Annotated in this window: 24 protein-coding genes and 1 pseudogene; 12 read left to right on the top strand and 13 right to left on the bottom strand. The window is 66.2% G+C overall.

The annotated features are described in order from the left end of the window. Positions 1 to 169: 169 nt before the first annotated feature. Positions 170 to 784: a glutathione S-transferase N-terminal domain-containing protein gene (locus tag PKKP23_RS19395; protein ID WP_176049032.1), complete on the top strand. Its 615-nt coding sequence runs from the start codon at positions 170 to 172 to the stop codon at positions 782 to 784. Positions 785 to 808: 24 nt separating this feature from the next. Here the strand turns inward: PKKP23_RS19395 and PKKP23_RS19400 are convergent. Continuing rightward, positions 809 to 2,199: pseudogene (locus PKKP23_RS19400) on the bottom strand (sensor histidine kinase). Positions 2,200 to 2,201: 2 nt separating this feature from the next. After that, on the bottom strand, positions 2,202 to 2,879 hold the full coding sequence (locus tag PKKP23_RS19405; RefSeq protein ID WP_017777003.1) for a response regulator: 678 nt from the start codon (positions 2,877 to 2,879) through the stop codon (positions 2,202 to 2,204). Between the two features lie 283 nt (positions 2,880 to 3,162). Here PKKP23_RS19405 and PKKP23_RS19410 point away from each other — a divergent pair, with 283 nt between their 5' ends. The 3 genes from PKKP23_RS19410 to PKKP23_RS19420 are packed head-to-tail and all read left to right on the top strand — an operon-like array spanning position 3,163 to position 5,977. Next, positions 3,163 to 4,194: an ABC transporter substrate-binding protein gene (locus tag PKKP23_RS19410; RefSeq protein ID WP_126878073.1), complete on the top strand. Its 1,032-nt coding sequence runs from the start codon at positions 3,163 to 3,165 to the stop codon at positions 4,192 to 4,194. 58 nt (positions 4,195 to 4,252) lie between these two features. Continuing rightward, entirely contained in the window at positions 4,253 to 5,095 is an 843-nt protein-coding gene (locus PKKP23_RS19415) for an ABC transporter ATP-binding protein (RefSeq protein ID WP_085970134.1), read from the top strand. Between the two features lie 21 nt (positions 5,096 to 5,116). After that, positions 5,117 to 5,977: an ABC transporter permease gene (locus PKKP23_RS19420; RefSeq protein ID WP_126878074.1), complete on the top strand. Its 861-nt coding sequence runs from the start codon at positions 5,117 to 5,119 to the stop codon at positions 5,975 to 5,977. A gap of 179 nt (positions 5,978 to 6,156) precedes the next feature. On the opposite strand, the gene PKKP23_RS19425 is transcribed toward PKKP23_RS19420, so the two are convergent. The 3 genes from PKKP23_RS19425 to PKKP23_RS19435 all read right to left on the bottom strand — a co-directional run bounded on the left by PKKP23_RS19425 (position 6,157) and on the right by PKKP23_RS19435 (position 9,876). After that, the gene (locus PKKP23_RS19425; protein ID WP_126878075.1) at positions 6,157 to 7,770 is read right to left on the bottom strand and encodes an FMN-binding glutamate synthase family protein; all 1,614 of its coding nucleotides are present in this window, start codon (positions 7,768 to 7,770) and stop codon (positions 6,157 to 6,159) included. Positions 7,771 to 8,047: 277 nt separating this feature from the next. After that, the gene (mnmA, locus tag PKKP23_RS19430) at positions 8,048 to 9,235 is read right to left on the bottom strand and encodes a tRNA 2-thiouridine(34) synthase MnmA (RefSeq protein WP_126878076.1); all 1,188 of its coding nucleotides are present in this window, start codon (positions 9,233 to 9,235) and stop codon (positions 8,048 to 8,050) included. 158 nt (positions 9,236 to 9,393) lie between these two features. Continuing rightward, a complete protein-coding gene (locus PKKP23_RS19435; RefSeq protein ID WP_126878077.1) occupies positions 9,394 to 9,876 on the bottom strand; it encodes an NUDIX hydrolase in 483 nt (160 codons plus the stop codon). A gap of 289 nt (positions 9,877 to 10,165) precedes the next feature. On the opposite strand from PKKP23_RS19435, the gene PKKP23_RS19440 reads away from it, so the two are divergent. The 3 genes from PKKP23_RS19440 to PKKP23_RS19450 are packed head-to-tail and all read left to right on the top strand — an operon-like array spanning position 10,166 to position 13,118. Further along, complete coding sequence (locus PKKP23_RS19440; RefSeq protein WP_126878078.1) at positions 10,166 to 11,317, top strand: Re/Si-specific NAD(P)(+) transhydrogenase subunit alpha; 1,152 nt, start codon at positions 10,166 to 10,168, stop codon at positions 11,315 to 11,317. Positions 11,318 to 11,331: 14 nt separating this feature from the next. After that, positions 11,332 to 11,661, top strand: coding sequence for an NAD(P) transhydrogenase subunit alpha part 2 (locus PKKP23_RS19445; RefSeq protein WP_126878079.1), 330 nt, complete (start codon positions 11,332 to 11,334; stop codon positions 11,659 to 11,661). A gap of 2 nt (positions 11,662 to 11,663) precedes the next feature. Continuing rightward, positions 11,664 to 13,118, top strand: coding sequence for an NAD(P)(+) transhydrogenase (Re/Si-specific) subunit beta (locus PKKP23_RS19450; RefSeq protein WP_126878080.1), 1,455 nt, complete (start codon positions 11,664 to 11,666; stop codon positions 13,116 to 13,118). Between the two features lie 26 nt (positions 13,119 to 13,144). Here PKKP23_RS19450 and PKKP23_RS19455 read toward each other — a convergent pair whose 3' ends face one another. Both PKKP23_RS19455 and PKKP23_RS19460 read right to left on the bottom strand, forming a co-directional pair. Beyond that, on the bottom strand, positions 13,145 to 13,831 hold the full coding sequence (locus PKKP23_RS19455) for a helix-turn-helix transcriptional regulator (protein WP_017776993.1): 687 nt from the start codon (positions 13,829 to 13,831) through the stop codon (positions 13,145 to 13,147). Positions 13,832 to 13,927: 96 nt separating this feature from the next. Then, entirely contained in the window at positions 13,928 to 14,317 is a 390-nt protein-coding gene (locus PKKP23_RS19460; protein ID WP_017776992.1) for a VOC family protein, read from the bottom strand. Positions 14,318 to 14,583: 266 nt separating this feature from the next. Between PKKP23_RS19460 and PKKP23_RS19465 the strand changes: the two genes are divergently transcribed. Further along, positions 14,584 to 14,925, top strand: a complete 342-nt coding sequence (locus PKKP23_RS19465; RefSeq protein WP_017776991.1) for an ArsR/SmtB family transcription factor — start codon at positions 14,584 to 14,586, stop codon at positions 14,923 to 14,925. 97 nt (positions 14,926 to 15,022) lie between these two features. On the opposite strand, the gene PKKP23_RS19470 is transcribed toward PKKP23_RS19465, so the two are convergent. The 5 genes from PKKP23_RS19470 to PKKP23_RS19490 form a co-directional block, all read right to left on the bottom strand. After that, on the bottom strand, positions 15,023 to 16,342 hold the full coding sequence (locus PKKP23_RS19470; RefSeq protein ID WP_126878081.1) for a THUMP domain-containing class I SAM-dependent RNA methyltransferase: 1,320 nt from the start codon (positions 16,340 to 16,342) through the stop codon (positions 15,023 to 15,025). A gap of 236 nt (positions 16,343 to 16,578) precedes the next feature. After that, a complete protein-coding gene (locus PKKP23_RS19475) occupies positions 16,579 to 17,412 on the bottom strand; it encodes a PqiC family protein (protein ID WP_420873239.1) in 834 nt (277 codons plus the stop codon). Further along, entirely contained in the window at positions 17,409 to 19,094 is a 1,686-nt protein-coding gene (locus PKKP23_RS19480) for a PqiB family protein (RefSeq protein ID WP_240659063.1), read from the bottom strand. The genes PKKP23_RS19475 and PKKP23_RS19480 overlap by 4 nt, the downstream gene beginning before the upstream one ends. Next, entirely contained in the window at positions 19,091 to 19,795 is a 705-nt protein-coding gene (locus PKKP23_RS19485; RefSeq protein ID WP_017776987.1) for a paraquat-inducible protein A, read from the bottom strand. The genes PKKP23_RS19480 and PKKP23_RS19485 overlap by 4 nt, the downstream gene beginning before the upstream one ends. A 6-nt stretch (positions 19,796 to 19,801) precedes the next feature. Beyond that, positions 19,802 to 20,602, bottom strand: a complete 801-nt coding sequence (locus PKKP23_RS19490; RefSeq protein ID WP_126878083.1) for a paraquat-inducible protein A — start codon at positions 20,600 to 20,602, stop codon at positions 19,802 to 19,804. A gap of 522 nt (positions 20,603 to 21,124) precedes the next feature. On the opposite strand from PKKP23_RS19490, the gene PKKP23_RS19495 reads away from it, so the two are divergent. The 4 genes from PKKP23_RS19495 (at position 21,125) to PKKP23_RS19510 (ending at position 24,404) form a co-directional block, all read left to right on the top strand. Then, complete coding sequence (locus PKKP23_RS19495) at positions 21,125 to 21,685, top strand: cytochrome b (RefSeq protein ID WP_017776985.1); 561 nt, start codon at positions 21,125 to 21,127, stop codon at positions 21,683 to 21,685. Between the two features lie 8 nt (positions 21,686 to 21,693). Further along, positions 21,694 to 22,281, top strand: coding sequence for a YceI family protein (locus tag PKKP23_RS19500; RefSeq protein WP_126878084.1), 588 nt, complete (start codon positions 21,694 to 21,696; stop codon positions 22,279 to 22,281). A 64-nt stretch (positions 22,282 to 22,345) separates the two neighbouring features. Continuing rightward, the gene (locus tag PKKP23_RS19505) at positions 22,346 to 22,933 is read left to right on the top strand and encodes a YceI family protein (protein ID WP_176049034.1); all 588 of its coding nucleotides are present in this window, start codon (positions 22,346 to 22,348) and stop codon (positions 22,931 to 22,933) included. 199 nt (positions 22,934 to 23,132) lie between these two features. Next, positions 23,133 to 24,404: an MFS transporter gene (locus PKKP23_RS19510; protein ID WP_126878085.1), complete on the top strand. Its 1,272-nt coding sequence runs from the start codon at positions 23,133 to 23,135 to the stop codon at positions 24,402 to 24,404. A gap of 165 nt (positions 24,405 to 24,569) precedes the next feature. Here PKKP23_RS19510 and secF read toward each other — a convergent pair whose 3' ends face one another. Continuing rightward, entirely contained in the window at positions 24,570 to 25,520 is a 951-nt protein-coding gene (gene secF / locus PKKP23_RS19515) for a protein translocase subunit SecF (protein ID WP_114813378.1), read from the bottom strand. Positions 25,521 to 25,526: the final 6 nt, after the last annotated feature.

Raw genomic sequence — 25,526 nt, forward strand, 5'->3', positions numbered from 1 at the left:
GGCCACCGGAAAGCCGCCGGAAAGCACGGCAAGCGCTGCGGGCGCCATGTTGCAATCCGTCCACAGCCATACGGCCATCGGCCATTCGCCGGGCGCGCCCTTCGTCTGGATCGCCGAAAACCAACGTATACTTTCGCGGACTCCAGAATTCCAGAAAAGGCAGGCAGGCGTGATGAAACTCATCGGTTCGCTCGGCAGTCCGTTCGTGCGCAAGGCGCGAATCGTGCTCGCCGAAAAGAAGATCGACTACAAGCTGGTGCTCGAGAACGTCTGGGTGCCGGAAACCACGATTCACGACTTCAATCCGCTCGGCAAGGTGCCCTGCCTCGTGATGGAAGACGGCGAGGCCGTGTTCGATTCCCGCGTGATCTGCGAATACGTGGATACGCTTTCGCCCGTGGGCAAACTCATTCCCCCGTCGGGGCGCGAGCGCGTGGAAGTGCGCTGCTGGGAAGCGCTCGCCGACGGCATGCTGGACGCCGCCGTGCTGATTCGCCTCGAAGGCACGCAGCGCACGCCGGAACAGCGCAACGAAACCTGGCTCGCGCGCCAGCAGCGCAAGATCGACGACGGTCTCGTCGCCATGTCGCAAGGGCTGGGCAGCAAGACGTGGTGCGCGAGCACCCATTACTCGCTCGCGGACATCGCGCTGGGTTGCGCGCTCGGCTACCTCGACTTCCGCATGCCGGAACTCGACTGGCGCGACAAGTACCCGAACCTCGACAAGCACTTCGCCAAGCTCTCGCTGCGCCAGTCGTTCATCGACACGGTGCCTTCCAACTGAGCACAAGCCCTCGCGGTCGTCTTCTCAGGCGTTCGCCGCTGCGAAGGTGACCGTGACGGTCACGCCGCGTCCGTCCGGGCCGGCGCCTAGTTCGATTTCTCCCCGATGGGCCTGCACGATCTCGCGCACGATGGCGAGGCCGAGGCCCGTTCCCTCGGTGTCCGTGGCGGCACGATAGAACGGCTCGAACACACGGCTGCGTGCCTCGGCGGGAATGCCGGGGCCGTTGTCGCAGACGGTCAGCACGACGCGGCCGTCCGCGCGCTTGACGGTCACCGTCACGTGACCGCCGCGCTGCGTGTAGCGGATCGCGTTTTCCGCGAGATTCGACACCAGCGCGGCGAGCAGCGCGCGATGTCCCGTCACGCATGCCGGGCCGTGCAGTTCCACGCCCAGGTCGATCTCACGCGTCTGTGCGAGCAGCGCGAGTTCTTCCACCACCTCGGTGGCGAGCGCGCTCAGGTCCACGTTCTGGCTTGCCAGTTGCGAGTAGTCCGCTGATTCCGCCTGCGCGAGCAGCAACAGCTTGTTCGTGAGCCCGACCATCGACTGGTTGCTTCGATGCATCGCCGCCAGCACTTCCGAGAGTTCCGGTTCGATGCTGCGCCGTTGCCGCGCGAATTGAAGCTGCGTGCCGAGCAACGTGAGCGGCGTGCGCAGCTGATGCGCCGCGTCGGCGATAAAGCGCCGTTGCGTTGCGACCTGCAGACCGAGGCGCGCAATGCACTGATTGATCGCATCCACGATGGGCCGCAGTTCGGTATGCAGCCGCTCCACGCGCAGCGGCGCAAGCTGCATCGGATCGCGGTCCGCCACGTCGTCTTTCACCTTCATGAGCGGCCGCAGCTCGAACGTGAGCCCGATACAGACGAGCGCGACGGCGAGCACGATCATCTCGATCTGCCGGATCAACTGCGGCCGCCACACGGCTTCCACCATCGCGTCGCGCGAGCGCGTCGTCTTGCCCACGAGAATCTGCACGCGACGCGACGCGTCGCGCCGTTGTCGTACATGAGCCGCACGAGCGACACCGCGCGCACGCGCTGGCCGCGCAGCGTGGCGTTGAACCATTGCGGCTCGGTGGCCGGGTCGGCCACGCGCCCGGTGGCCGACGGGAAGTCGGGCAGGCCCGCGAGCAGCCGCCCGTCTTCCAGACGCACGCTGTAGAACACCTGGTCGCCGTAGGGCGAGGCGAACACTTCGATGGCGGCGGGCGGCATATCGACCACGAGCGCGCCGTCCGCCCATTCCACTTCGCCGGAGATCATGCGCGCCGACGCGACCAACAGGTTGTCCTGCACGAGGTCGGCGGTGTGGCGCGCGTTGTCGTGTTCCGTTTTCGCGGTCACGAACACGTAGAGCGCGAGCGGCAGCAGCAGCCACCACAGAAGGCGCACGCGCAGGCTATTGGTCATCGTCACTGCTCATCGTCTTTCTTGCGCAGCAGGTAGCCGAGGCCGCGCAGCGTGACGATGGCGGCCGAGCTGCCGTCCAGCTTCTTGCGCAGGCGCGAGATGTAGATTTCGACGGCGTCTTCGCTCGGCTCGTCGGCGAGCGTGAAGATGGCGTCCATGAGCGCCGCCTTGGAAACCGTCTTGCCGAGCCGCAGGATCAGCGTTTCGAGCACCGTGCGTTCGCGCGGCGTCACCGCGAGCGGGGCGCCTTTTAACGTGAACTGGCGCGTGTCGATGTCGAAGGCGAGGTCGCCGCAGATTACGTCGCCGGCCTTGGTGGGCGCCTGGCGCCGGATCAGCACCTTGATGCGCGCCACCAGTTCGCGCACTTCGAACGGCTTGACGAGGTAGTCGTCCGCGCCAAGTCCCAGCAGTTCCACCTTCTCGTCGATGGACCCGCTCGCCGTGAGGATCATCACCGGAGTTTCGTCGCCGCGCTGGCGCATGCGGCGCAGCACGTTCTTGCCCGAGAGCTTCGGCAGGTTCAGGTCGAGCAGCACGACGTCGTAGCGGTTCGTGCGCAGCAACTGGTCGGCGGCGTCGCCGTCCTGCACCGCGTCGAGCGCGAACGCGTCCTGCTCCAGCGTTTTGGCGAGCCAGTGCGAGAGCGTGGGATTGTCTTCGATGAGCAGCAGCTTCATGGGGCAGCAGCGGGCGAGCCGCACGGATCAGGCCGTCGATTGTGCCGCAAATCGGCGGCTTTGCAATGCTGGCTCACCCGCCACGCGGGCGGCTCGCGGCATTGCGGGTTAACACGAATGCTTGCCGCTGCCGGCCGATAGCTGGCAGAAGGATTCGGATTTCTATAATCCGCCTCACGCCTGGCTCAAGACCAGGCCCAGAAAGGACCGCGCCGCAGTAAGCCCAGACCCAAGGCCAGCGGCGAAGCACCAGGCGGTCCGCCCAACCAAGGAGACTTTCTTCATGCGTACCCTGCGTAAAGTGGCTGCCCTGTCGAGTTTTGCCGTGCTGGCGTTCGCGCTTGCCGCGGCCCCGGCGTCGGCGTCGGCCGAATCCTCGAAGATCACGATCATGGTGGGTGGCGCGACCAAGATCATCTACCTGCCGGCCAAGCTCACCGAGCAGCTCGGCTACTTCAAGGAAGAAGGCCTCGACGTCGAGATCCAGTCGCAGCCCGCCGGCGTCGACGCGGAAAACGAACTGCTCGCGGGCGCTGTGCAGGGCGTGGTGGGTTTCTACGATCACACCATCGACCTGCAGAGCAAGGGCAAGGAAGTCGAAGCGCTCGTGATCTTCGGCCAGGTGCCCGGTGAAGTGGAAATGGTGGCCACCAAGGCCGCCGGCAGCCTGAAGAGCATGGCCGACGTGAAGGGCAAGACCCTTGGCGTGACCGGCCTCGGTTCGTCCACGAGCTTTCTCACGCAATACCTCGCGCAGCGCGCCGGCGTGCCCTCCACGCAATACACACTGCTGCCCGTGGGCGCGGACGCCAGTTTCATCGCTGCCATCAAGCAAAGCCGCATCGATGCCGGCATGACGACCGAGCCCACCGTCTCGCAACTGCTGAAGACCGGCGACGCGAAGGTGCTGGTCGACATGCGTACGCTCGACGGCACGCGCGCCGCGCTGGGCGGCACGTATCCGGCCTCGAGCTTCTACGTGCAGCGCGCGTGGGCCGAGTCGCACAAGGAGGAAGCCGCGAAGCTCGCGCGCGCCTTCGTGAAGACGCTGAACTTCATCGCGACGCATAGCGCCGACGAGATCGCCGACAAGATGCCGAAGGACTACTACGGCAACAACCGCGACCTCTACGTAGGCGCGCTGAAGGCCTCGCTGCCCATGTTCACGAAGGACGGCAAGATGCCCGCCGACGGTCCGGACACGGTGCTGAAGGTGCTCTCGTCGTTCAGCCCCTCGGTGAAGGGCAAGCATATCGACCTCGCGCGCACTTACACGAACGAGTTCGTCTCGTCGGTGAAGACCGCGGCGAAATAACCTGCGCATTGCGCGTGAGTCACACATGGCGGTCAAGACAACAGCGGAACTGCAAGCGATGAATCGACCTGTACCCCTTTCCACGAACGGCTCGCTGAACGGCTCGCCGAATGGGTTGCCAGCGGGCGCGCCGGCCATCGAGCTGCGCAACGTCTCGTGCCGCTTCATCAGCCCCGACGGCAAGGCAACGATCGCGCTGCGCGACTTCAGCATGTCGGTAGCGCGAGGCGAGTTCGTTGCGGTCGTCGGGCCCACGGGCTGCGGCAAGTCCACGACGCTCAGCATGATTACGGGCCTGCTCAAGCCCACCACGGGCGAAGTGCGCGTGATGGGCCAGCCCGTGGACGGCATCGACCCGCGCATCGGCTTCGTGTTTCAGGCCGACGCCGTGTTCCCGTGGCGCTCGGTGCTCGACAACGTCGCGGCAGGTCCGCTGTTTCGCGGCCGCTCGAAGTCCGCGGCCTACGACGAGGCCAACGAATGGCTGCGCCGCGTGGGCCTCGAGAAGTTCGGCAAGCACTACCCGCATCAGCTGTCAGGCGGCATGCGCAAGCGTGTGGCGCTCGCGCAGACCTTCATCAACAAGCCGGAAATTCTGCTCATGGACGAGCCGTTCTCCGCGCTCGACATGCAGACCCGCACGCTGATGCAGGACGAACTGCTGCAACTGTGGTCGGCGAATGCGGGGTCGGTGGTGTTCGTCACGCACGATCTGGAAGAGGCCATTGCGCTGGCCGACCGTGTGTTCGTGCTCACGGCACGTCCGGCCACGCTCAAGAAGGTGTACGAGATCGATCTGCCGCGTCCGCGCATCACCTCCGAGGTGCGCTACGACCCGCGCTTCATCGAAATCTCGCGGGACATCTGGCACGACCTGCGCGAAGAAGTGCAGATCGGGTAATCAACGAAAGCGGAGCACATCATGTCTACCCCTCAACAAGCGATGCCCGTGGGCATCGACGCCACGGCGCTCGCACAGGTCGAGCGTGTCGCCCAGCAGCGCATCCGGCGCCGCCACGCGCTCGTGATCGGCCTGCGCATCGCCGTGCTCGTCGTCGTGCTGGGCGGCTGGGAAGTCGCGGCGCGGCTCAAATGGATCGATCCGTTCTTCTTCTCCATGCCGTCGCAGATCTTCGCGCAGATCGTCGACTGGTTCGTCAACGGCACCTCGCAAGGGCCGCTCTTGACGCAGGTGTGGGTCACGCTGGAAGAGACCGGGCTCGGCTTTCTGATCGGCTCGGTGGCGGGCGTGTTCTGCGGCATCGTGTTGGGCCGCAACAAGCTGCTCTCCGACGTGTTCAGCATCTACATCAAGATCGCCAACTCGATTCCGCGCGTGGTGCTGGGCTCGGTGTTCGTGATCGCACTGGGCCTCGGCATGGCGTCGAAGGTGGCGCTCGCGGTGGTGATGGTGTTCTTCGTCGTGTTCGCCAATGCGTTCCAGGGCGTGCGCGAAGCGGACCGCTACATGATCGCGAACGCGCAGATTCTCGGCGCCTCGCGCCGCCAGGTGACGACGGCGGTGGTGATTCCCTCGGCGTTGAGCTGGATTCTCGCGAGCCTGCACGTGAGCTTCGGCTTCGCGCTGGTTGGCGCGGTGGTGGGCGAGTTCCTGGGTTCGAAGCAGGGCATCGGCCTGCTGATCTCGACGGCGCAAGGCGCGTTCAACGCGAGCGGCGTGTTCGCGGCGATGATCGTGCTGGCCGTGGTGGCGCTTGCTGCGGATTACCTGTTGACCGCAGTCGAACAGCGTCTGCTCAAGTGGCGGCCGATGGCGGTTTGATCGTGCGCTGAGCGTTCTCTAACGCCGCCGCACAAACATCAGGCGCGGCCCGTGCCGCATCGCACTGATCCGCGCCTTCGGCTTCATCCGTTCTTTCGCGTGGTTGCGTCACGTTGACCACATTGCCCCGCTTCGGCGGGGTTTTTCTTTTGAAGCGCAGGGTTGCGCGCGGGGGTTCGCTAGGCCGTCACCGCTTCTTCCAGTCGCGGCGCAAACGAGTCGCTGCGTGCCACGGGCCACCACTGCTCGTAGAGCGTATAGCGATAGTTGCCGTTGAGCAGGTCGCCCGGCTCCAGGTACTTGAGCAGCTGCGACATGAGCTGAACCTCGTGCGACGACACGCGCCGCACGATGTGATGCGCGCGCAGTTCCGACGGATGCCTGAGCCCCGCCGCCTGCACGATTTCCTTGAGCGCGTGCAGCGTGTTGTGGTGGAAGTTGAATACGCGGTCGGCCTTGTCGGGCACGACGAGCGCGCGCTGGCGCACCGGGTCTTGCGTCGCGACGCCGGTGGGGCAGCGGCCCGTGTGGCAGGTCTGGGCCTGGATGCAGCCCACGGCGAACATGAAGCCGCGCGCGGAGTTGATCCAGTCCGCACCGATGGCGAGTGTCTTCGCAATGTCGAATGCAGTAATCATCTTGCCGCTCGCGCCGATGCGGATTTTCTCGCGCAGCCCGCAACCCACCAGCGTGTTGTGCACGAGCAGCAACCCTTCCTGAAGCGGCACGCCGATGTGATCCGTGAATTCGAGCGGCGCGGCGCCTGTTCCGCCTTCCGCGCCGTCCACTACGATGAAGTCGGGCAGGATGCCCGTTTCGAGCATCGCCTTGGCAATGCCGAAGAACTCCCACGGGTGGCCGATGCAAAGCTTGAAGCCCGTCGGCTTGCCGCCCGAGAGCTTGCGCAGCCGTTCGACGAATTCGAGTAGCCCGCGCGGCGTCGAAAACTCGGAGTGCGTGGCGGGCGAGATGCAGTCGCGGCCCATCGGCACGCCGCGCGTCTCGGCGATTTCGGGTGTGATCTTCGCGGCGGGCAGCACGCCGCCGTGGCCCGGTTTGGCGCCCTGCGAGAGCTTCACTTCGATCATCTTCACCTGCGGGTCCGCGGCCTCGCGCGCGAACTTCTCGGCGTTGAAGGTGCCGTCGTCGTTACGGCAACCGAAATAACCCGAGGCGATTTCCCAGATGATGTCGCCGCCGTGTTCGCGGTGGTACTTCGAGAGCGAGCCTTCGCCCGTGTCGTGGGCGAAGCCGCCTTTCTTGGCGCCCAGATTGAGCGCGCGAATGGCGTTCGCGGAGAGCGAGCCGAAGCTCATGGCCGAGACGTTGAAGATGGAGAGCGCGTAGGGCTGCTCGCGATCCGGTCCGACGAGAATGCGGAAGTCGTGGTTCGGGAGTTGCGTCGGCATGAGCGAGTGGCTGATCCATTCGTGGCCGGCGGCGCGCACGTCCAGTTCGGTGCCGTAGGGCCGGCTGTCCACTTCGTTCTTTGCACGCTGGTAGACGATGCTGCGCTGCTGGCGCGAGAACGGTTTTTCTTCGGTGTCGTCTTCGACGAAGTACTGGCGGATCTCGGGGCGGATGAATTCGAACGCGAAGCGCAGATGGCCCCAAAGCGGATAGTTGCGCAGAATCGCGTGGCGCTCCTGGGTGAGGTCGGCCACGCCGAGCGCGACGAGGAGCGCCGGAATCAGGCTCCAGAACCAGGACAGATGATGGAGCGCAGCGGCGGCAACGCAGGCGGCAAGCAGCACCACGGCGCACAACATGGCCAGATAGCGTCGGGAAAACATACGGTCTCCTCGGGGTGAACGAAGGAGGCCGGCGCGCTTCGTGTGCAGCGCGGCGGCCGGTTGTGCCCCGAATGATGCCGCAAGATGAAGGGCGCGGCTGTGAAACTCACTGGTGCGCGAGACGGAATGAACGTCCCGCGAAAGGTGCCGAAAGGCGTGTGAAGGAATGGAAAGCGTGGAGCGTGGCGGCGAGGTGAGCGAGGGCGGTGGCCCTCGCTCAATCGTGTCGGCGCTTGTGAAGAGCTTGTTCGGCGCTGGGTTGGCGCGTAGTTCGTGTTTATCGCGCGCCCAGCAGCGCCGCCTGCTGCGGCTCGCGTGCGGCGGGTTGCGGCGCGGGCTGGGCCGTCGCCGCGCTTTCGATGATGCCGCCGCCCAGGCATACGTCGCCGTCGTACAGCACGGCGGACTGGCCGGGCGTCACGGCCCATTGCGCTTCGGTGAAGCGCAGCTCGAAGGCGGCGCCGGCATCGCCGGTTTCGCCTGAATCGGCCGGCGAAGACGGCAGCGCGTGGAAGACGCACGCCGCATCGGCCTGGCGATAGCGCGTTTTCGCGCCGCAGGCGTGGCCGTCCGCGGGGGGCTCGCCTGCCACCCAGCTCACATTGCCGGCGCGCAGCGTCTCTGAGAGCAGCCACGGATGATCGTGGCCCTGCACGACGTACAACGTGTTCGAGGCAATGTCCTTGGCCGCCACGAACCAGGGCTCGCCGCTGCCGTCCTTGCTGCCGCCAAGCCCAATGCCCTTGCGCTGGCCGAACGTATAGAACGCAAGGCCGATGTGCTCGCCCACCACTTTGCCTTCGGGCGTCTTCATCGGGCCGGGCTTCGTCGGCAGATAGCGGTTCAGGAAGTCACGGAACGGCCGTTCGCCAATGAAGCAGATGCCCGTGGAGTCCTTCTTCTTCGCGTTCGGCAGGCCGATCTGCGCCGCGATCTCGCGCACTTTCGTCTTCGGGATCTCGCCGAGCGGGAACATCGTCTTCGAAAGCTGCGCCTGGTTCAGACGGTGCAGGAAGTACGACTGGTCCTTGGTGTGGTCCGTGGCCTTCAGCAATTCGAAGCGGCCGTCGTTTTCGCGCACGCGCGCGTAGTGGCCCGTCGCGATGCGCTCGGCGCCCAGACTCATGGCGTGGTCGAGGAACGCCTTGAACTTGATCTCGGCGTTGCAGAGCACGTCCGGGTTCGGCGTGCGGCCCGCCGAATACTCGCGCAGGAACTCCGCGAACACGCGGTCCTTGTATTCGGCGGCGAAGTTGACGGCTTCGACGTCGATGCCGATCAGGTCCGCTACCGAGACCACGTCGATCCAGTCTTCACGCGTCGAGCAGTATTCGCTGTCGTCGTCGTCTTCCCAGTTCTTCATGAAAAGACCGACCACGTCGTATCCCTGCTCCTTGAGCAGCCATGCGGTGACCGACGAATCCACGCCGCCCGACATGCCCACTACGACTTTCTGTTTGCTCATGGCTTGCTGCCTGTTGCTGCTTGTTGGTGCTGCGAATTGATATTGCCGATTGATGCTGGACCGGTGCCGCAGGTTGATGCCTGAGGTTGATGCCTGAGGTTGATGCCGCAGGGTACGTCGCCGATCACTCGACTTACGACCGCCCGCCGGCATCGCGCCTATGAGCGCCGCGGCCCCACCGCGTGCGTGTGCACGAAATCGAGCGGAACGCGGCGTCCCGCGAGGTAATCGTCGATGCAGCGTATGACGAGCGGTGTGCGATGCCGCTCGCCCGCCGCGCGCAGTTCGTCGGCGCTCATCCATAGCGTGCGGACGATGTCGGCGTCGAGCGCGCGATCCGCGAGCGCCTCGCCCGCCGTGCCGCAGAACGTGAAACGCAGGTAGGTGGCGCCGCTTTCGTGGGGCTGGCCGAAGTGCGTCATGTACACGCCGACGAGCGCCTGCGGCACGAACAGATGCGCCGTTTCCTCGAGCGTTTCGCGGATCACCGCGTCGACGAGCGATTCGCCCGCCTCGAGATGCCCGGCCGGCTGGTTCAGCCGCAGGCCCTGGGACGTGTGCTCCTCCACGAGGAGAAAACGCCCGCCGCGCTCGACGATGGCCGCCACCGTAACGTGCGGGGCCCAGATTTCCGGTTCCATGGGCCGACATTTTACCGGTTGGCGGAGCGCCTCGCTTCAGACCGCTTTCAAGCCCGAGTCAAGCCCGAGTCAAGCCCGAATCAAGCCCGAATCATGCGCGAGCGAGGCCAGCATCAGCCCGGAAGCGGTGCGCACGGCCGGGATTGTGCGGATTACGGTTCGCCCCCCACTTTCGGTTAAAGTGGCGCGGTAGCCGCTGCACGAGACGCCGGCGCACCGTGGCCGGCCCCTGTCTTCGCTTTATTCGCTTGATAAGCGCTTGATGAGCAATAAGAAGGAGGGTTCCAGGATGCATATCGGAGTGCCTGCCGAGACGCGGGCGAACGAAACCCGAGTGGCCGCGACGCCCGAGACGGTGAAGAAGTACGTGAGTCAGGGGCATCGCGTCACCGTGCAAGCGGGCGCGGGCACCGCCGCGAGCTTCACCGACGAGGCCTACACTGCCGTGGGCGCCGAGATTACGGACGCGGCCACAGCCTTCGCCGCCGACCTCGTGCTCAAGGTGCAGTCGCCCTCCGTGAGCGAGCTGCCTTTCATGAAGCGCGGCGCCGTGCTCTGCGGCATGCTCGATCCGTTCAATGCCGACAATGCCGCGCAGCTGGCCGAAGCGGGGCTCACCGCCTTCGCGCTGGAAGCCGCGCCGCGCACCACGCGCGCGCAGAGCCTCGACGTGCTCTCGTCCCAGGCCAACATCGCCGGCTACAAGGCGGTGCTCGTGGCCGCCAGCTTCTACCCTCGCTTCATGCCGATGCTGATGACCGCCGCCGGTACGGTGAAGGCCGCGCGCGTGCTCGTGCTGGGCGCGGGCGTGGCGGGTCTGCAGGCCATCGCCACGGCGCGGCGGCTGGGCGCCGTGATCGAAGCATCCGACGTGCGGCCCGCCGTGAAGGAGCAGATCGAGTCGCTGGGCGCCAAATTCCTCGACGTGCCCTACGAGACGCAGGAAGAGCGCGAAGCGGCCGAGGGCGTGGGCGGCTACGCGCGGCCCATGCCGCCGTCGTGGCTCGCGCGCCAGTCGGCGCTCGTGCACGAGCGCGCACGCCAGGCCGACATCGTGATCAGCACCGCGTTGATTCCGGGCCGCGACGCGCCCACGCTGCTGCCCGCGCAGACGGTGGAGGCCATGAAGCCGGGCTCCGTGGTGGTGGACCTTGCAGCGGGGCGCGGTCCCGTGGCCGATGAAGCCACCGGCCGCCGCGGGGGCAACTGCCCGCTCACGGTGGCGGACCAGGCGGTGACGAAGCACGGCGTGACGATCGTGGGCTACACGAACCTGGCGGCAATGGTGGCAGCGGACGCGTCCTCGCTCTACGCGCGCAACCTGCTCGACTTCCTGAAGCTGATCGTCACGAAGGAAGGCACGCTCAACATCGATCTCGCGGACGACATCGTCGCGGCCACGCTGCTGGCTCGCGACGGCGCCGTCACGCGCAAGGCATGAGGAGAAACGCGGCGATGGAAGTCATCAACCATACGGTCATCAACCTGATCATCTTTGTGCTGGCGGTCTACGTGGGCTATCACGTGGTGTGGAACGTCACGCCCGCGCTGCACACGCCGCTCATGGCGGTCACCAACGCGATTTCGGCCATCGTGATCGTGGGCGCGATGCTCGCGACCGCGCTCACCGTGGGCGGCGCCGGCAAGTTCTTCGGCACGCTCGCGGTGCTGCTCGCGGCCGTGAACGTGTTTGGCGGCTTTCTGGTGACAAGGCGAATGCTGGAGATGTTCAGAAAGAAAGAACCCAAAAAGCAGAGCGGCGCCACCGGCAAGGAGGGCGCGTAAAAATGAGCATGAACGTGGTGACGCTGCTCTACCTGCTGGCCTCGGTGTGCTTCATCCAGGCGCTCAAGGGCCTTTCCAATCCGAAGAGTGCGCGGGCCGGCAACGTGTTCGGCATGGTGGGCATGGCCATCGCCATCCTCACGACCATCGCGCTGATCGTGAAGCAGGCCGGCTCCCTCGGGTCGAATCTCGGTCTCGGCCTTGGGCTGCTGTTCGGTGCGCTCGTGGTGGGCGGCGCGATCGGCGCCTATGTGGCCGCGCGCGTCGAGATGACGAAGATGCCCGAACTGGTCGCGGCCATGCACTCGCTGATCGGTCTCGCGGCCGTGTGCATCGCGTATGCCGTGGTTGCCGAACCGGCCGCGTTCGGTCTGGGCGCCGAGGATGCGCCGTATGCGGGCTTCCTGCCCTACGGCAACCGCATCGAACTGTTCATCGGCACGTTCGTGGGCGCGATCACGTTTTCGGGCTCGGTGATCGCGTTCGGCAAGCTTTCGGGCAAGTACAAGTTCCGGCTCTTCCAGGGCGCGCCGGTGGTGTATCCGGGCCAGCATCTCTTGAACCTGATGCTCGCCATCGCGATGGTCGGCTTCGGCGTGATCTTCTTTCTCACGCAGTCGTGGCTGCCGTTCATCATCATGACGGTGATCGCGTTCGCGCTCGGCGTGCTCATCATCATCCCGATCGGCGGGGCCGACATGCCGGTGGTGGTGTCGATGCTCAACTCGTACTCGGGCTGGGCTGCCGCGGGCATCGGCTTCTCGCTCAACAACGCGATGCTGATCATTGCGGGGTCGCTCGTGGGTTCGTCGGGCGCGATTCTCTCGTACATCATGTGCCACGCGATGAACCGCTCGTTCTTCAACGTGCTGCTGGGCGGCTTCGGCGCAGAGCCGGGCGCGGCTGCGACAGGCGGCGCACAGGAGCAGCGGCCGGTGAAGTCGGGCTCGGCCGAAGACGCGTCGTTCATGCTCGGCAACGCGGAAACGGTGGTGATCGTGCCGGGCTACGGGCTCGCGGTCGCCCGCGCGCAACACGCGTTGAAGGAGCTCACCGACAAGCTCATCGAGAAGGGCATCGACGTGCGTTACGCCATTCACCCCGTGGCGGGCCGCATGCCGGGGCACATGAACGTGCTGCTCGCCGAAGCCGAGGTGCCCTACGACCTCGTCTTCGAGATGGACGACATCAACAACGAGTTCGGCCAGACCGACGTGGTGCTGGTGCTCGGCGCCAACGACGTGGTGAACCCGGCGGCGAAGAACGATCCGAAGTCGCCGATTGCGGGCATGCCCATCATCGAGGCGTACAAGGCGCGCACCGTCATCGTCAACAAGCGCTCGATGGCAGCGGGCTACGCCGGTCTCGACAACGAGTTGTTCTACATGGACAAGACGATGATGGTGTTCGGCGACGCCAAGAAGGTGATCGAGGACATGGTGAAGTCGGTCGAGTAGTCCACGTCGACGTCACAAGCGCGCCGTCACCGCGACGGCGCGTTCACCACGCGCAGATAGTCCGCGAGGCGCCGGCCGCTCATGTCGGGAAAGTGCTCGTGCACTGCCACGCCCTTCATGCGCGCAATGTCGAAGTTGCGGAAGTCTTCGCGCAGTTCGCACCAGGCGCCCACCGTCCAGCGCCCGCCCCAGTAGACGAGACCGAGCGGCCACACGCGCCGCTCGGTCTGCGCGCCCAACCGGTCTTCGTAGCCGAAGCTCACCACGAGCCGCGTATCCACGGCGCGATGCAGCGTGTCCACCTTCTTCGAAAACTCGCCGTCGATATGAAACGACGGCACGAACACGGCGAGCCGTTCGAGTGCCGCGCGCTTGTCGGCCGGCATGGCCGAGGCGATCTTCGCGAGCGCACTGCGAGCGCCGCCCGCGAGGCCCGCACCGCCCCACGTTTCGAGCATCCGCGCGCCGGTGGCGAGCGCCGCGAGTTCGTCGGCGGTGAACATGAGTGGCGGCAGGCTCGCCGCGCGCGAGAGCCGGTAGCCGATGCCCGCTTCGCCTTCGATCGGCACGCCTGACAGCTGCAGGTCGCGCACGTCGCGATACACGGTGCGCGCCGACACGTTGAGCCATTCGGCCAGTTGCTGCGCAGTCGTGAGCCGCCGGCCGCGCAGCAGCTCGGCGATCTGGAACAGGCGGTCGGCGCGACGGGTCATCGTGGCGGGTGCGGTGGGTGGAATGCGGCGATCATAGCGCGCGGGCGCAGGCGGCTCGCCGTGTTTCGCGAACCGCCCGTGCCGCGCCTGCGTGGCTTAGGCGAGCTTGAGCGAATGCAGGCCGACACGGTTGCCTTCGGTATCGATGAAGTAGCCGATGTAGCCGTAGTTGTTCGGCAGTTCGATAGCCGGCCCCTGCTTTTTGCCGCCCGCGCGCTCCACGCGCTCGAGCGCGTCCGTCACCGTGGGCTTCGCGTTCAGGTAGACGAGCACGCCCTCGTTGTCGGGCTTGTGCTGCTGCGGATTGAACACGATGCAGCCGCCGGTGTCGGCTTCGCCGCGGCCGAAGATGGCCATCGGAATGCCGCTCACCACTTCGCGCCGCAGTTCGACGTCGAGCGCGGCTTCGTAGAAACGGGTGGCGCGGTCGAAGTCCACGGCCGGAATGTCGAACCAGGCGATGACGCGCGATTGATCTGCTGACATGACACGCTCCTTGATTGTCGGTAAGTCCTGAACGCGCCGGATGGCGTGATGGAAGTGTGCGGGGCCGCTGCTGACAGCGTTCTGTCAGTAGCTTGGCTGGACGGCGTGAAAGAGCCGCATCGTCGAATGGAAGGGCTCGCCGCGCTTGACGTGCAACCTCATGGTTGCATAATGGACACCGATTGCAGGCCTGCACGCGCATCTTCGTGCGGATCCCCGAACACACGGGCCAGGCCACAAAACACGAACGAGGTTCCCACCAACGTATGGACGCCGTATTCAAGGCGCTGGCCGACCCGACGCGCCGTCAGCTGCTCGACCTGCTGCACGCGCGCAATGGACAAACGCTGGGCGAGCTTTGCGAGGGACTGGCGATGACGCGCCAGGCCGTGAGCAAGCACCTGGCGCTACTGGAAGAAGCGAATCTGGTCGCGACCGCCTGGCGCGGACGCGAAAAGCTGCATTACCTGAACCCTGTGCCGATCCATGAGATTGCGGAGCGCTGGATCGGCAAGTTCGAACGCGACCGGCTACGCGCGCTGCACGACCTCAAGCGGGGGCTCGAGGCGCGTGCTGATGCGGGGAACGAGGAGGAGCGGGAAGGGTGATGAGCCGTGCAGTGCTGGCTGCCGCGGCGTGGAACGCCGCCGTCGGGGAGCGGGAGCGGGCCGCTGCGCCGTGGAACCGCCCCGGCGCAGCGAGCGTTCAGCCGCCGCTGGCTTCGCCGCCGTTTTCGGCGGGCGCCGCGCTCGCGCGTTGCCGCACGCTGCCCGCGATCAGGTCGAAGCGGAACAGACGGCATTCGAGCGCGCCGTTGAAGAGCGGCGTCTTCGCCGATTCGCGCAGCCGCAGCTGACCCGGGAGCTTGCGGTCCGACGTGAGGAAGAACGCGCGCCAGCCGGTGAAGCGCTGCTTGAGCGCATCGCCGATGGCATGGAAGAACTCGCTGTCCGGCGCATCGGGCTGCGCGCGGCGAAAGCCTTCGTCGTCGTAGGCGTCGCGCTCGGCCCGCCGACCGGTGTCGCGAATCTCGCCGCGCGGGCCGCGGCCTCGCACCTCGATCCGCTCGCCGTAGGGCGGGTTCGCCACGAGGATGCCGGGTGCGTCGGTGGGCGGCGTCATGGCGCGCGCATCGACCTGCTTGAGCGGCACTGCCGGCAGACCCGCGCGCTCGATATTCGCGCGCGCCTTGTCCAGCATGTCGCCCGAAATGTCGCTGCCGTAGATCTGCAGATTCGTGCGCGCGCCGCGGGCCGCGCGCCTGGCGTCCATGGCGGCGACCTTCAGCGTCTGCCATGCCGTGATGTCGTACTGCTTGAGCTTTTCGAAACCGAAACGACGGTCCACGCCGGGCGCGATGTTGAGCGCGATCTGCGCCGCCTCGGCGAGGAACGTGCCGCTGCCGCACATCGGGTCGTAGAGCGGCGTGCCGGGCGTCCAGCCGGTGAGGCGCAGGATGCCCGCAGCCAGGTTTTCGCGCAGCGGCGCCGCGCCCTTGTCGAGCCGCCAGCCGCGCTTGAAGAGCGGCTCGCCCGACGTATCGAGGTACAGCGTGCACTCGGCTGCCGTGAGGAACGCGAAGACGCGCACGTCGGGCACGGCGGTATCGATGCTGGGCCGTGCGCCGCTCACTTCGCGCAGGCGGTCGCAGACCGCGTCTTTCACGCGCAGCGTCGCGAACTCCAGGCTGCGCAGCGGCGACTTGATCGCCGTGATGTCGACGCGCAGCGTCTCGTTGGCCGAGAACCACTGCTCCCAGCGCTGCTCGCGCGCGAGGTTGTAGATGTCCTGCTCGTTGCGGTACGGCTGCTGCGCGATCTTGAGCAGCACGCGGCTCGCGATGCGCGAGTGCAGGTTCACGGCCATGCCGGCCGACCAGTCGCCGCGGAAATGCACGCCGCCCGGCACGTCGCTGCCCGATTGCAGGGCGCCGGCGCGCAGATGGCGCGAGCCGATCTCGGCGATCTCGGCGGCAAGGGCGGCTTCGAGGCCGCGCGGACAGGGAACGAAGAAATCGAAAGACATGAGGAGGGCGGAACGCTGCGGGGGAAGGCGCTATTGTACGCGGTCGGGTTTGGGCGGCCGGTCGCTTCGTGTCGGCGTCATGCTTTCTTGCGCGGCTCGGCGGCCCGGCGGCTCGGCGGCTCAGCGGCTCAGCGGCTCAGCGGCTCCGGGCTTCCGTCGCCTCTGCAGCTTCAATAGCAGCGGCGCGGACTCGTTTTGTGCATTCCGCCGCGCGAAAGCGGCGCCGCCTCGTGGCGTCAGCTGCCCGAGCTAACGGCCGCCGACGAGCCAGCCGAAGCGGCATCCGGCGACATCGCCGTTACGGGGCAGGGCACGACGGGCGCAGCCGGTGCCGCTGTCGTTTCCGCCGTTGCTGCCGTTCGCGGCACGCTCGCCCGAGACGCGCCTTTCCCGACCCTCGCCGCAGCATCCGTGTCCGCCATCCGCGGCAGCGCCGCGAGCGACTGCACGCCGCCCGCGATCGCCGTAGCGATCGCCTCCACCGCACGCCGATGCCCGTCCACGAGCGCGTCGTAGCCGCTCGCCACCGGCACGCTTGCCACGCTGCGGCAGGTCATCACGGCGCGGCTACCCACTGGCCGCACGCTCCATACGGCGTCGATGAGCGCATGCGAGCCAGGCCAGGACTCGAAGCGATGCACGTTGACGCTGACGCGGTACACCGGCACGCCTTCGGGATACGGCGCGCCGTAGACGTCGATCGTGCCGAGCCGCTGCGCAAGGTCGCCCGAGAGCGCACGCCGCACCTCGTCGCCGGGCAGCGACGCCCAGCGCTCCTCTTCCAGCACGCTCACCTGGTTCGCGTCTTTCTGCACGACGAGCTGGTTTCGCGCGACCTGCGACGGCATGTCGACCGGCGCCACTTCGATCAGCAGCGAAGGATTGGCCGCGGCCGCCGCCGTGCGCTGCGCCGTGTCGACGCCAGCACCGGGCGCGGTGCTGAGCGTATAGAAGCGGCTGGGCGGCGACGAAGAACACGCGGCGAGCATCGTGAGCGCGGCGGTGGCAACAGCGGCAGCGGTGGCCGTGGTCCGGAAACAAAGCAGGGTGCGAAGCATGGCGTTTTTCATGGCTTGTCCCCCGGCTTGCCGCGCAACAGCGATTCGGGGTGGCGTTCGAGGTAATCGGACAGCGCGTTGAGCGACTGCAGCGTGCGCGTGAGTTCCTGCAGCGCCTGGTGCACGTCGGACTGCAGCGGCGAGTCTTGCTGGAGCGTTGCTTCGGCGGCGCCGAAGGTCTGCTTCGCGGCCGAAAGCGTGTCGCGCGCCTGCGGCACCACTTCGGTATCGAGCCGCGAGAACAGGCGGTCGGCGTTCTTGAGCGCGCTGTTGAGATTGGTGCCGATCTGGTCGAACGGCACCTTGTCCAGCTTCCTCGCGATGTCGGCCACCTGCAGTTGCAGTTCGTCGAGCGTGTTCGGAATGGTGGGCAGCTCGATGGGCTCGCGCGTCACGTCCACGGTGGCGGGCGGCGCCTTCGGGAACAGGTCGAGCGCGACGTAGAGCTGGTTGGTGAGCAGGTTGCCCGTGCGCAGCTGGCCGCGCAGGCCGTGCTTCACCAGCGTCTTGAGCATCTCGCTCGCCTCGGGCGTGCTTTGCATCGGCATCTGGTTGCGCGAGTGGCGGCGCAGGCGGTCGGGGTAGAGGTCCATCGTGACCGGCATCGTGAACTCGTGCGTCTTCGGATCGTACTCAACGCCGATGTCGGTCACCTGGCCCAGCACGATGCCGCGGAAGTCCACGGGCGCGCCCACCGAAAGGCCGCGCAGCGACTGGTTGAAGTTCATCACCACGCGCACCGGAATGCCGTCGGGCTCGCGCATCGCGTCGCTTTCGTCGGCGCCTAAGCGGAACATCGTGCCGTTGGGCGCGTTGGTGCCCGCGGACTGGCCGGGCGGCGCCTGGAACGCGAGGCCGCCCACGATCACCGTGGCAAGCGACTGCGTGTTGAGCTTGAGTCCGCTCGCGTCGAGCCGCAGGTCTACGCCGCTGGCATGCCACCAGCGCGTGTTGGTGCCCACGTACTGGTCGTAGGGCGCGGAAACGAATACCTGCACCGTCACGCCCGTGCCTCCCTTGTCCAGCGAGAAGCCCGTGACCTGGCCCACCTGGACGCGGCGGTAGAAGATCGGCGAGCCGATATCGATGGAGCCGAGCGAGTCGCCGTGCAGCGTGTACTGGTGGCCCTTCTGGTCGATGGTGACGGGCGGCGGGGTTTCGAGGCCCACGAAATCCGTTTCGCTTTCGCTGGAGCGGCCCGCATCCACGCCGATGTAGGCGCCCGAAAGCAGCGTGCCGAGCCCGGACACGCCCGTCGTACCCACGCGCGGACGCACGATCCAGAAGCGGCTGTCCTTCACGGCGAAGTTCTCGGCTTCCTTGGTGAGTTCCACCTGCACCAGCACGTGCGAAAGATCCTTCGACAGCCGGATCGATTTCACCGATCCGATGTTGACGTCCTTGTACTTGACCTGGGTCTTGCCGGGCTCCAGCCCTTCGGCGCTCACGAAGCTGATCGTGATGTTGGGCCCTTGCGCGAGCACGGACTTCACCACGAGCGCCACGCCGATCAGCGCGGCGAGCAGCGGCACGATCCAGACGAGCGAAGGCAGCCAGCGGCGGGGCGGCTCGACGTCGGGGTCCGGGAGCTCGGGCGGCACCGCGGGCGGCACGGACGCGCCGGCACCGCTTGCGGTGCGCGCGTCCTGCGACTCGGTTGGCGCCGGCGGCGTGGGTCCTTGCGTGCTGTTCATGAAGCAGGATCCTCTGTTGAGGGTGGTTGTTCGTTTTTAGTGTGCGGGGCCGCCGCGGACGGAACCGAGGACGCCCACGGCCCGTCTTCCTCGACGGCATCCCAGATCAGGCGCGGGTCGAATTGCATCGAGGCGATCATGGTGAGAATCACGACCGAGCCGAAAGCCAGGGCGCCCGGCCCCGCCGTGATGACGGCAAGCGACTGGAAGCGCACCAGCGCCACGGTCATGGTGACCACGAAGACGTCCAGCATCGACCAGCGCCCGATGAACTCGATGATGCGGTAGAGCCGCACCCGTTCGTTGGGCCGCCATGCGGAGCGGCGCTGCGCGGTGAGCGTGAGCAGCGTGAGCACCGAGAGCTTGAGCATGGGCACCACGATGCTCGCCACGAACACGATCACGGCGAGCGGCCATTCGCCCGAGGTCCAGAAGTAGACCACGCCGCTCATGATCGTGTTGTCGTCGCTGCCCACGAGCGAGGACGTATGCATGATGGGCAGCAGGTTGGCCGGAATGTAGAGGATGGCGGCGGCGGCGAGCAGCGCCCAGGTGCGCATGAGGCTGTCGGGATTGCGCCGGTGCAGCACCGCATCGCAGCGCGAGCAATGCTGTTTGCCGACCGAGCGCAGCCAGGGCTGCACGCGTCCGCAGGCATGGCAGGAAACGAGGCCGGCGCGCCTGGCGGTGAGGTATCGCATGGGGCGTCAGTCCTTGCGCGCGGCGAGCGGGGCGGGACGACGGCCGGGTACGGCGCCCGCGCTTGCGCCGGGACCACCGCCCACCGTTGCGCCGGAATGGCGACCGGAGTGGCCGCCAGGATTGTCTCCTGGATTGCCGGCAGGATTGTCGCCTGACCCGGACGCCGGCCCGGACCGGCCCGGTTGGCGAGACGCGCGGCGCGCCCGCAGTTCGTCGGCGATGTCCCAGAGCGTGCGCGAATCGAAGGTCACGACCACCGTCGACATGAGCGTGAGCGCGCCGAAGCCGAACAGCGCGACGTCGGGAATCACGCGCGCGAGGCTCACCATTTTCACGATGGTGACGAGCACGCCCAGCATGAAGACTTCGATCATGCCCCAGGGCCGCACGAACTGGATGGCGCGCAGCACGCGGTTGAAGCCGGGCGGAACGTGGCCCTGGCGCACGGGAAGCAGCACGTAGAGCAGGGCGACGAGTTCGGTCAGCGGGAATAGGACCGTGCAGCAGAACACCATGACCGCGACCAGTTCCATGTGCTCTTCCCAGAGCACGACGAGCGCGCCGAACAGGCTCGAGCGCGAGGTGACGCCGTTCGCGTCGAGTTCGAGAATCGGAAACGACTGGGCAATGATGAACGTGATGAGCGCGCCGAGCGTCATCGCGCAGATGCGGTCCAGCTGGGCGGACGAGCCGTGATAGAGCGCCGCGCCGCAGCGCGGGCAACGCGCGGTGAGCCGGGCGCGTAGCAGCGGCTTGCGGAACAGCGCGTCGCACTCGTGGCATGCGATCAGATTGTCTCGTTCCATGTGGGCGTGCTGGATAAAACGGCCTAAACGGCTTGATCGGCCTAAATGGCTTGAACGGCCTGATCGTCTGTCTGATCGTCCGTGAAGCAGCCGGACGAAAGCGGCGGTGCCGGGCGCCGTGTGGCGCGGTACGAACCGGCTGGACGGTCCAAAAGGCGCCACCATGTTACCAAACCCATGCCGGGCCACGCACAACGGGGCTGGGCAAGGCCGAGACCGGCGAATGCCGGAATATCGACCCTCGCGCCTTCCTTTCGTTCCGTTACGCCAGTCTTCATGCAGGACGGCCCAAGGCTGGAGTAGCATGGCGGCCTTGACATCCCCGGCTGTTGTCCGCTGTTTGCGCGGTTGCTTTTAGCGCCGTACCGGGTCATGCGCCGTTTGCAGGGCTGCGTGGCGTCCTCGCTTCGCCGGACGCCGGCGCGGCATGGGCGGCGGCCTCGCGCGCAGCTTTTCCCCTTACGGATGGAATAAGCGCGCCGGCTGCCACGTTGAACGTAATGCGTTAGCGTCCGGATCGTCATGCCATCCCGTCCTTCCTTTGCCTCGCCCGAGCCGTACACCCGCACGGCGATCGGGTTCCACTGGCTGATCGCGCTTCTCATCGTCTGTGCCTTCGCGCTCGGCTGGGTGATGACGGGCATTCCGGGCCTAACGCCCACCAAGCTTCGCTACTATTCCTGGCACAAGTGGATCGGCGTGACGGTGTTCGCGCTCGCCGTGCTGCGCATCGTCTGGCGCGCCACGCACCGGGCGCCGCCGTTGCCGCGCCGCATGCCGGGCTGGCAGCGCGTGCTCGCGCACGGCGTGCATGCGCTGCTCTATGTGCTGATGGTGGCCGTGCCGGTCTCGGGTTATCTGTTCAGCTCCGCGGCCAACGTGCCGGTTGTCTATCTCGGGCTGGTGCAGCTGCCCATGCTGATCGGCCCTGATCCCGTGCTCAAGACGGTGTTCCGCACGATGCACGTCACGCTCGATTACTCGCTCGCCGTGCTCGTGGTGCTGCATGTGGCGGCGGCGATCAAGCATCAATGGCTCGACCGCGACGGCCTGCTGTCGCGCATGATTCCGTTCCTCAAATAAGGACAAACATGAAGGGTTCGTTCTATCGCTACATGCTGGCCGTGTTCGCCGCGGCTTCTCTGAACGCGGCGGCGCCCGGCCGCGCGCTTGCCGAGACCGGCGCGGCAAGCCAGGTGGATCTCGCGAAGAGCTCGATTACCGCGACCTCGAAGCAGATGAACGTGCCGGTGGAAGGCCGGTTCAGGAAGTTCACCGCGCAGCTCAGTTTCGATCCCGCCAAACCCGCCGCGGGCAGCGCGCAATTCACGGTGGACGTGGCCAGCTACGATCTGGGCGACGAGAGCTTCAACGACTCGGTGCGTGGCAAGGACTGGTTCGATGCGAAAACCTGGCCGCAGGCCACCTTCGTTTCCAGCGCCATCGCGCCGGCCGGCGGTAATCAGTACAAGGTGACGGGCAAGCTCACCATCAAGGGCAAGTCGCAGACGGTGGTCGTGCCCGTTGCGTACTCCCAGCAGGGTTCCGCGCAGGCTTTCGACGGCACGTTGCCGATCCGCCGCCTGCAGTTCGACGTGGGCACGGGCGACTGGAAGGACACCTCCACCGTGGCCGACGAAGTGGTCATCAAGTTTCACATCGTTGCCGCGCGCAAATAGAGACTGCTGCTGTCGTGTGCCGCGGTGTTTTCGTGTCGTCGATTGTCTGTGAGGAGGACAGGACTTGAAGAAGTCACAGCTGTTTGCCATGGCGGCGCTGGGCGCGTCGCTGTCGTTGGGTTCGGCCGGTGCGTTCGCTGCCGACACCTACATGCTCGACCCGAACCACACCTATCCGAGCTTCGAGGCCGACCACCTGGGTGGCCTTTCGATCTGGCGCGGGAAGTTCACGAAGACCTCGGGCACGGTCACGCTGGACCGTCAGGCGAAGACGGGCACGGTGGACGTGACGGTCGACGTCGCGTCCATCGATACGGGCAATGCCAAGCTCGACGATCACCTGAAGGAGGCCGAGTTCTTCGACGTCGCGAAATATCCCAAGGCCACCTACAAGGGCACGCGCATTCGCTTCGACGGCGAGCGGCCCGTGGAAGTGGACGGCGATTTCACGCTGCACGGCGTGACGAAGCCACTTGCGCTCAAGATCGAGTCGTTCAAGTGCATGCCGCACCCCGTGTTCAAGCGCGAGGTGTGCGGCGTGGAAGCGAGCGCCACATTCGATCGCTCGGACTACGGCCTCGCGTTCGGCAAGGACTACGGCTTCAGCATGCAGACGACGCTGCACATTCAGGCCGAAGGAATCAAGCAGTAGGCATCGCGCGGGGCCGCGTTGTGTACGGACGGCCCCGCGCCTGAACGGACGAACGAACAGAAGCAGACAGGCGCGCGTACGGCCAGTGCGCGGGCATGGACGCTGCGTATGAAACGGCTGCACACCCCGAAGCAGCCAATAAGGCGGTAACTACCCGAACCAGAACGACATACAAACGGAGGTCGCGATGAACAGGGGCATGACGGCAATCCCGCCGGCTGTCGCCACCGGTAGCCGCTCCTGGCGGCTGATCGTGGCGGCATCCATCGGCAACGCGCTGGAATGGTTCGATCTCGTCGTCTACGGCTTTTTCGCGGTCGTCATTTCGCGGCTCTTCTTTCCGGCCGGCAACGATACGGTTTCGCTGCTGCTCACGCTGGGTACGTTCGGCGTGTCGTTCTTCATGCGACCGCTCGGCGCCATCGTGCTGGGCGCCTATGCGGACCTGCGCGGACGCAAGGCGGCGCTCACGCTCTCCATCCTGCTGATGATGGTCGGCACATTCGTGATCGCGGTGCTGCCGGGTTATGCGTCGATTGGCGTGGCGGCGCCCATCGTGCTCGTGCTGGCGCGTCTGGTGCAGGGCTTTTCGGCCGGCGGCGAGTTCGGCAGCGCCACCGCGTTTCTCGCCGAGCACGTGCCCGCGCGGCGGGGTTTCTATGCGAGCTGGCAGATTGCGAGTCAGGGCCTCACGACGCTGCTTGCCGCTACGTTCGGCACGTTCCTGTCCGGTGCGCTCACGCCGCAGCAGATGGACGCCTGGGGGTGGCGCGTGCCGTTCGTCTTCGGGCTCCTGATCGGGCCGGTGGCGTGGTACATCCGCTCGCGCCTCGACGAGACGCCCGAATTCCTCGCCGCCGAGACCACGCCCACGCCATTGCGCGACACGTTCGCTTCGCAGAAGGTGCGTCTTCTGATTGCGATGGGCGCGGTGGTGCTCGGCACCGTCGCGACCTATCTCGTGCTCTTCATGCCCACTTACGGCGTGAAGCAGTTGGGGCTGTCGCCTTCGGTGTCGTTCGCGGCGATCATGCTCGTGGGCGTGATCCAACTCGTGCTCGCGCCCGTGTTCGGGCACTTCTCGGACATCCATGGCCGCACGCGGCTCATGCTCGTCTCGGCCGTGTTGCTCTTTGTTCTGATCCTGCCGGGCTTCGCGTGGCTCGTTGCCCATCCCGGCTTCGGCACGTTGCTCGTCATCGAGGCTGTGTTCGGCTTGCTGATGACGGGCTACTTTGCGTCGCTGCCCGGGCTCTTGTCCGAGATATTTCCGGTGCAGACGCGCACGACCGGCATGTCGCTCGCCTATAACGTCGCGGTGACGATTTTCGGCGGATTCGGTCCGTTCATCATCGCGTGGCTGATTCGCGCGACAGGCACCAAGGTGGCGCCTGCTTTCTACGTGATGCTCGCGGCGGCGTTGAGCATCGCTGCGCTGATCGCGGCACGGCGCAAGCTGCAGTTTCGGTAGAGGCCGTTCAAGGCGATGGTGCGTCGTGGCCGGGCGTGACCGACTGCTTGCTGTCGACCACCATCAACCGCCACGGCGGCGCCATAAAGCACGAAGGCCGGTTCTTTCGAACCGGCCTTCGTTTTTACGTCGACTGCTTTTGCATGCTTACGTCGGCAAGTGCAATTACACCTGTGCGCCCGCGTTCGGATCGTTCGGGTCGTGCCGCTCGCGCCGTTCCTTGACGAGGTCCTCGCGCTTCACGCCGAGCCACATGGCGAGCGCGGCTGCCACGAACACGGACGAGTAGATGCCGAACAGAATGCCCACCGTGAGGGCCAGCGCGAAGTAGTGCAGCGTGGGGCCGCCGAAGAGGAACATCGAGAGCACCATCATCTGCGTACAGCCGTGCGTGATGATGGTCCGCGACATGGTGCTCGTGATCGCGTGGTTGATGACTTCGATCACGCTCATCTTGCGCTCGCGCCGGAACGTCTCGCGAATCCGGTCGAAGATAACGACCGATTCGTTCACCGAGTAGCCCAGCACGGCGAGCACCGCGGCCAGCACGGAGAGCGAGAACTCCCACTGGAAGAACGCGAAGAAGCCGAGAATGATCACGACGTCGTGCAGGTTCGCGATGATGCCCGCCACGGCGTACTTCCACTCGAAGCGGAACGACAGGTAGATCACGATGCCGGCCACCACGCAGGCGAGGGCGAGCAGGCCGTCGGTGGCCAGTTCCTTACCGACCTGCGGACCCACGAACTCCACGCGCTGCAACTGCACCTGCGCGTTTTGCCCCTTGAGCGCCGACATCACCTGGTCGCTCTGCTGCGCCGACGAAAGCCCCTGCTTGACCGGCAGGCGGATCAGCACGTCGCGCGAGGTGCCGAAGTTCTGCACCTGAGCGTCGCTGTAGCCGATCTTCTCGAGCGTGCCGCGCACCGGCTCCAGGTCCACAGCCTGCGGATACTGGACCTCGATCACGGTACCGCCAGTGAACTCGATCGAGAGGTGCAGGCCGCGATGCAGCAGGAAGAACACGGCGGCAATGAAGGTCACGAGCGAGATCGCGTTGAAGAGCAACGCGCGCTGCATGAACGGAATGTCTTTACGGATGCGGAAAAATTCCATGGTCTT

The organism is Paraburkholderia kururiensis JCM 10599 = LMG 19447, assembly GCF_003986935.1.
GTDB lineage: Bacteria > Pseudomonadota > Gammaproteobacteria > Burkholderiales > Burkholderiaceae > Paraburkholderia > Paraburkholderia kururiensis.

Coding starts and splice junctions, on each gene's coding strand:
- PKKP23_RS19405 (WP_017777003.1), bottom strand. CDS start 2,879: ATGAAGCTGCTGCTCATCGAAGACAATCCCACGCTCTCGCACTGGCTC.
- PKKP23_RS19410 (WP_126878073.1), top strand. CDS start 3,163: ATGCGTACCCTGCGTAAAGTGGCTGCCCTGTCGAGTTTTGCCGTGCTG.
- PKKP23_RS19415 (WP_085970134.1), top strand. CDS start 4,253: ATGAATCGACCTGTACCCCTTTCCACGAACGGCTCGCTGAACGGCTCG.
- PKKP23_RS19420 (WP_126878074.1), top strand. CDS start 5,117: ATGTCTACCCCTCAACAAGCGATGCCCGTGGGCATCGACGCCACGGCG.
- PKKP23_RS19425 (WP_126878075.1), bottom strand. CDS start 7,770: ATGTTTTCCCGACGCTATCTGGCCATGTTGTGCGCCGTGGTGCTGCTT.
- mnmA (WP_126878076.1), bottom strand. CDS start 9,235: ATGAGCAAACAGAAAGTCGTAGTGGGCATGTCGGGCGGCGTGGATTCG.
- PKKP23_RS19435 (WP_126878077.1), bottom strand. CDS start 9,876: ATGGAACCGGAAATCTGGGCCCCGCACGTTACGGTGGCGGCCATCGTC.
- PKKP23_RS19440 (WP_126878078.1), top strand. CDS start 10,166: ATGCATATCGGAGTGCCTGCCGAGACGCGGGCGAACGAAACCCGAGTG.
- PKKP23_RS19445 (WP_126878079.1), top strand. CDS start 11,332: ATGGAAGTCATCAACCATACGGTCATCAACCTGATCATCTTTGTGCTG.
- PKKP23_RS19450 (WP_126878080.1), top strand. CDS start 11,664: ATGAGCATGAACGTGGTGACGCTGCTCTACCTGCTGGCCTCGGTGTGC.
- PKKP23_RS19455 (WP_017776993.1), bottom strand. CDS start 13,831: ATGACCCGTCGCGCCGACCGCCTGTTCCAGATCGCCGAGCTGCTGCGC.
- PKKP23_RS19460 (WP_017776992.1), bottom strand. CDS start 14,317: ATGTCAGCAGATCAATCGCGCGTCATCGCCTGGTTCGACATTCCGGCC.
- PKKP23_RS19465 (WP_017776991.1), top strand. CDS start 14,584: ATGGACGCCGTATTCAAGGCGCTGGCCGACCCGACGCGCCGTCAGCTG.
- PKKP23_RS19470 (WP_126878081.1), bottom strand. CDS start 16,342: ATGTCTTTCGATTTCTTCGTTCCCTGTCCGCGCGGCCTCGAAGCCGCC.
- PKKP23_RS19475 (WP_420873239.1), bottom strand. CDS start 17,412: ATGAAAAACGCCATGCTTCGCACCCTGCTTTGTTTCCGGACCACGGCC.
- PKKP23_RS19480 (WP_240659063.1), bottom strand. CDS start 19,094: ATGAACAGCACGCAAGGACCCACGCCGCCGGCGCCAACCGAGTCGCAG.
- PKKP23_RS19485 (WP_017776987.1), bottom strand. CDS start 19,795: ATGCGATACCTCACCGCCAGGCGCGCCGGCCTCGTTTCCTGCCATGCC.
- PKKP23_RS19490 (WP_126878083.1), bottom strand. CDS start 20,602: ATGGAACGAGACAATCTGATCGCATGCCACGAGTGCGACGCGCTGTTC.
- PKKP23_RS19495 (WP_017776985.1), top strand. CDS start 21,125: ATGCCATCCCGTCCTTCCTTTGCCTCGCCCGAGCCGTACACCCGCACG.
- PKKP23_RS19500 (WP_126878084.1), top strand. CDS start 21,694: ATGAAGGGTTCGTTCTATCGCTACATGCTGGCCGTGTTCGCCGCGGCT.
- PKKP23_RS19510 (WP_126878085.1), top strand. CDS start 23,133: ATGACGGCAATCCCGCCGGCTGTCGCCACCGGTAGCCGCTCCTGGCGG.
- secF (WP_114813378.1), bottom strand. CDS start 25,520: ATGGAATTTTTCCGCATCCGTAAAGACATTCCGTTCATGCAGCGCGCG.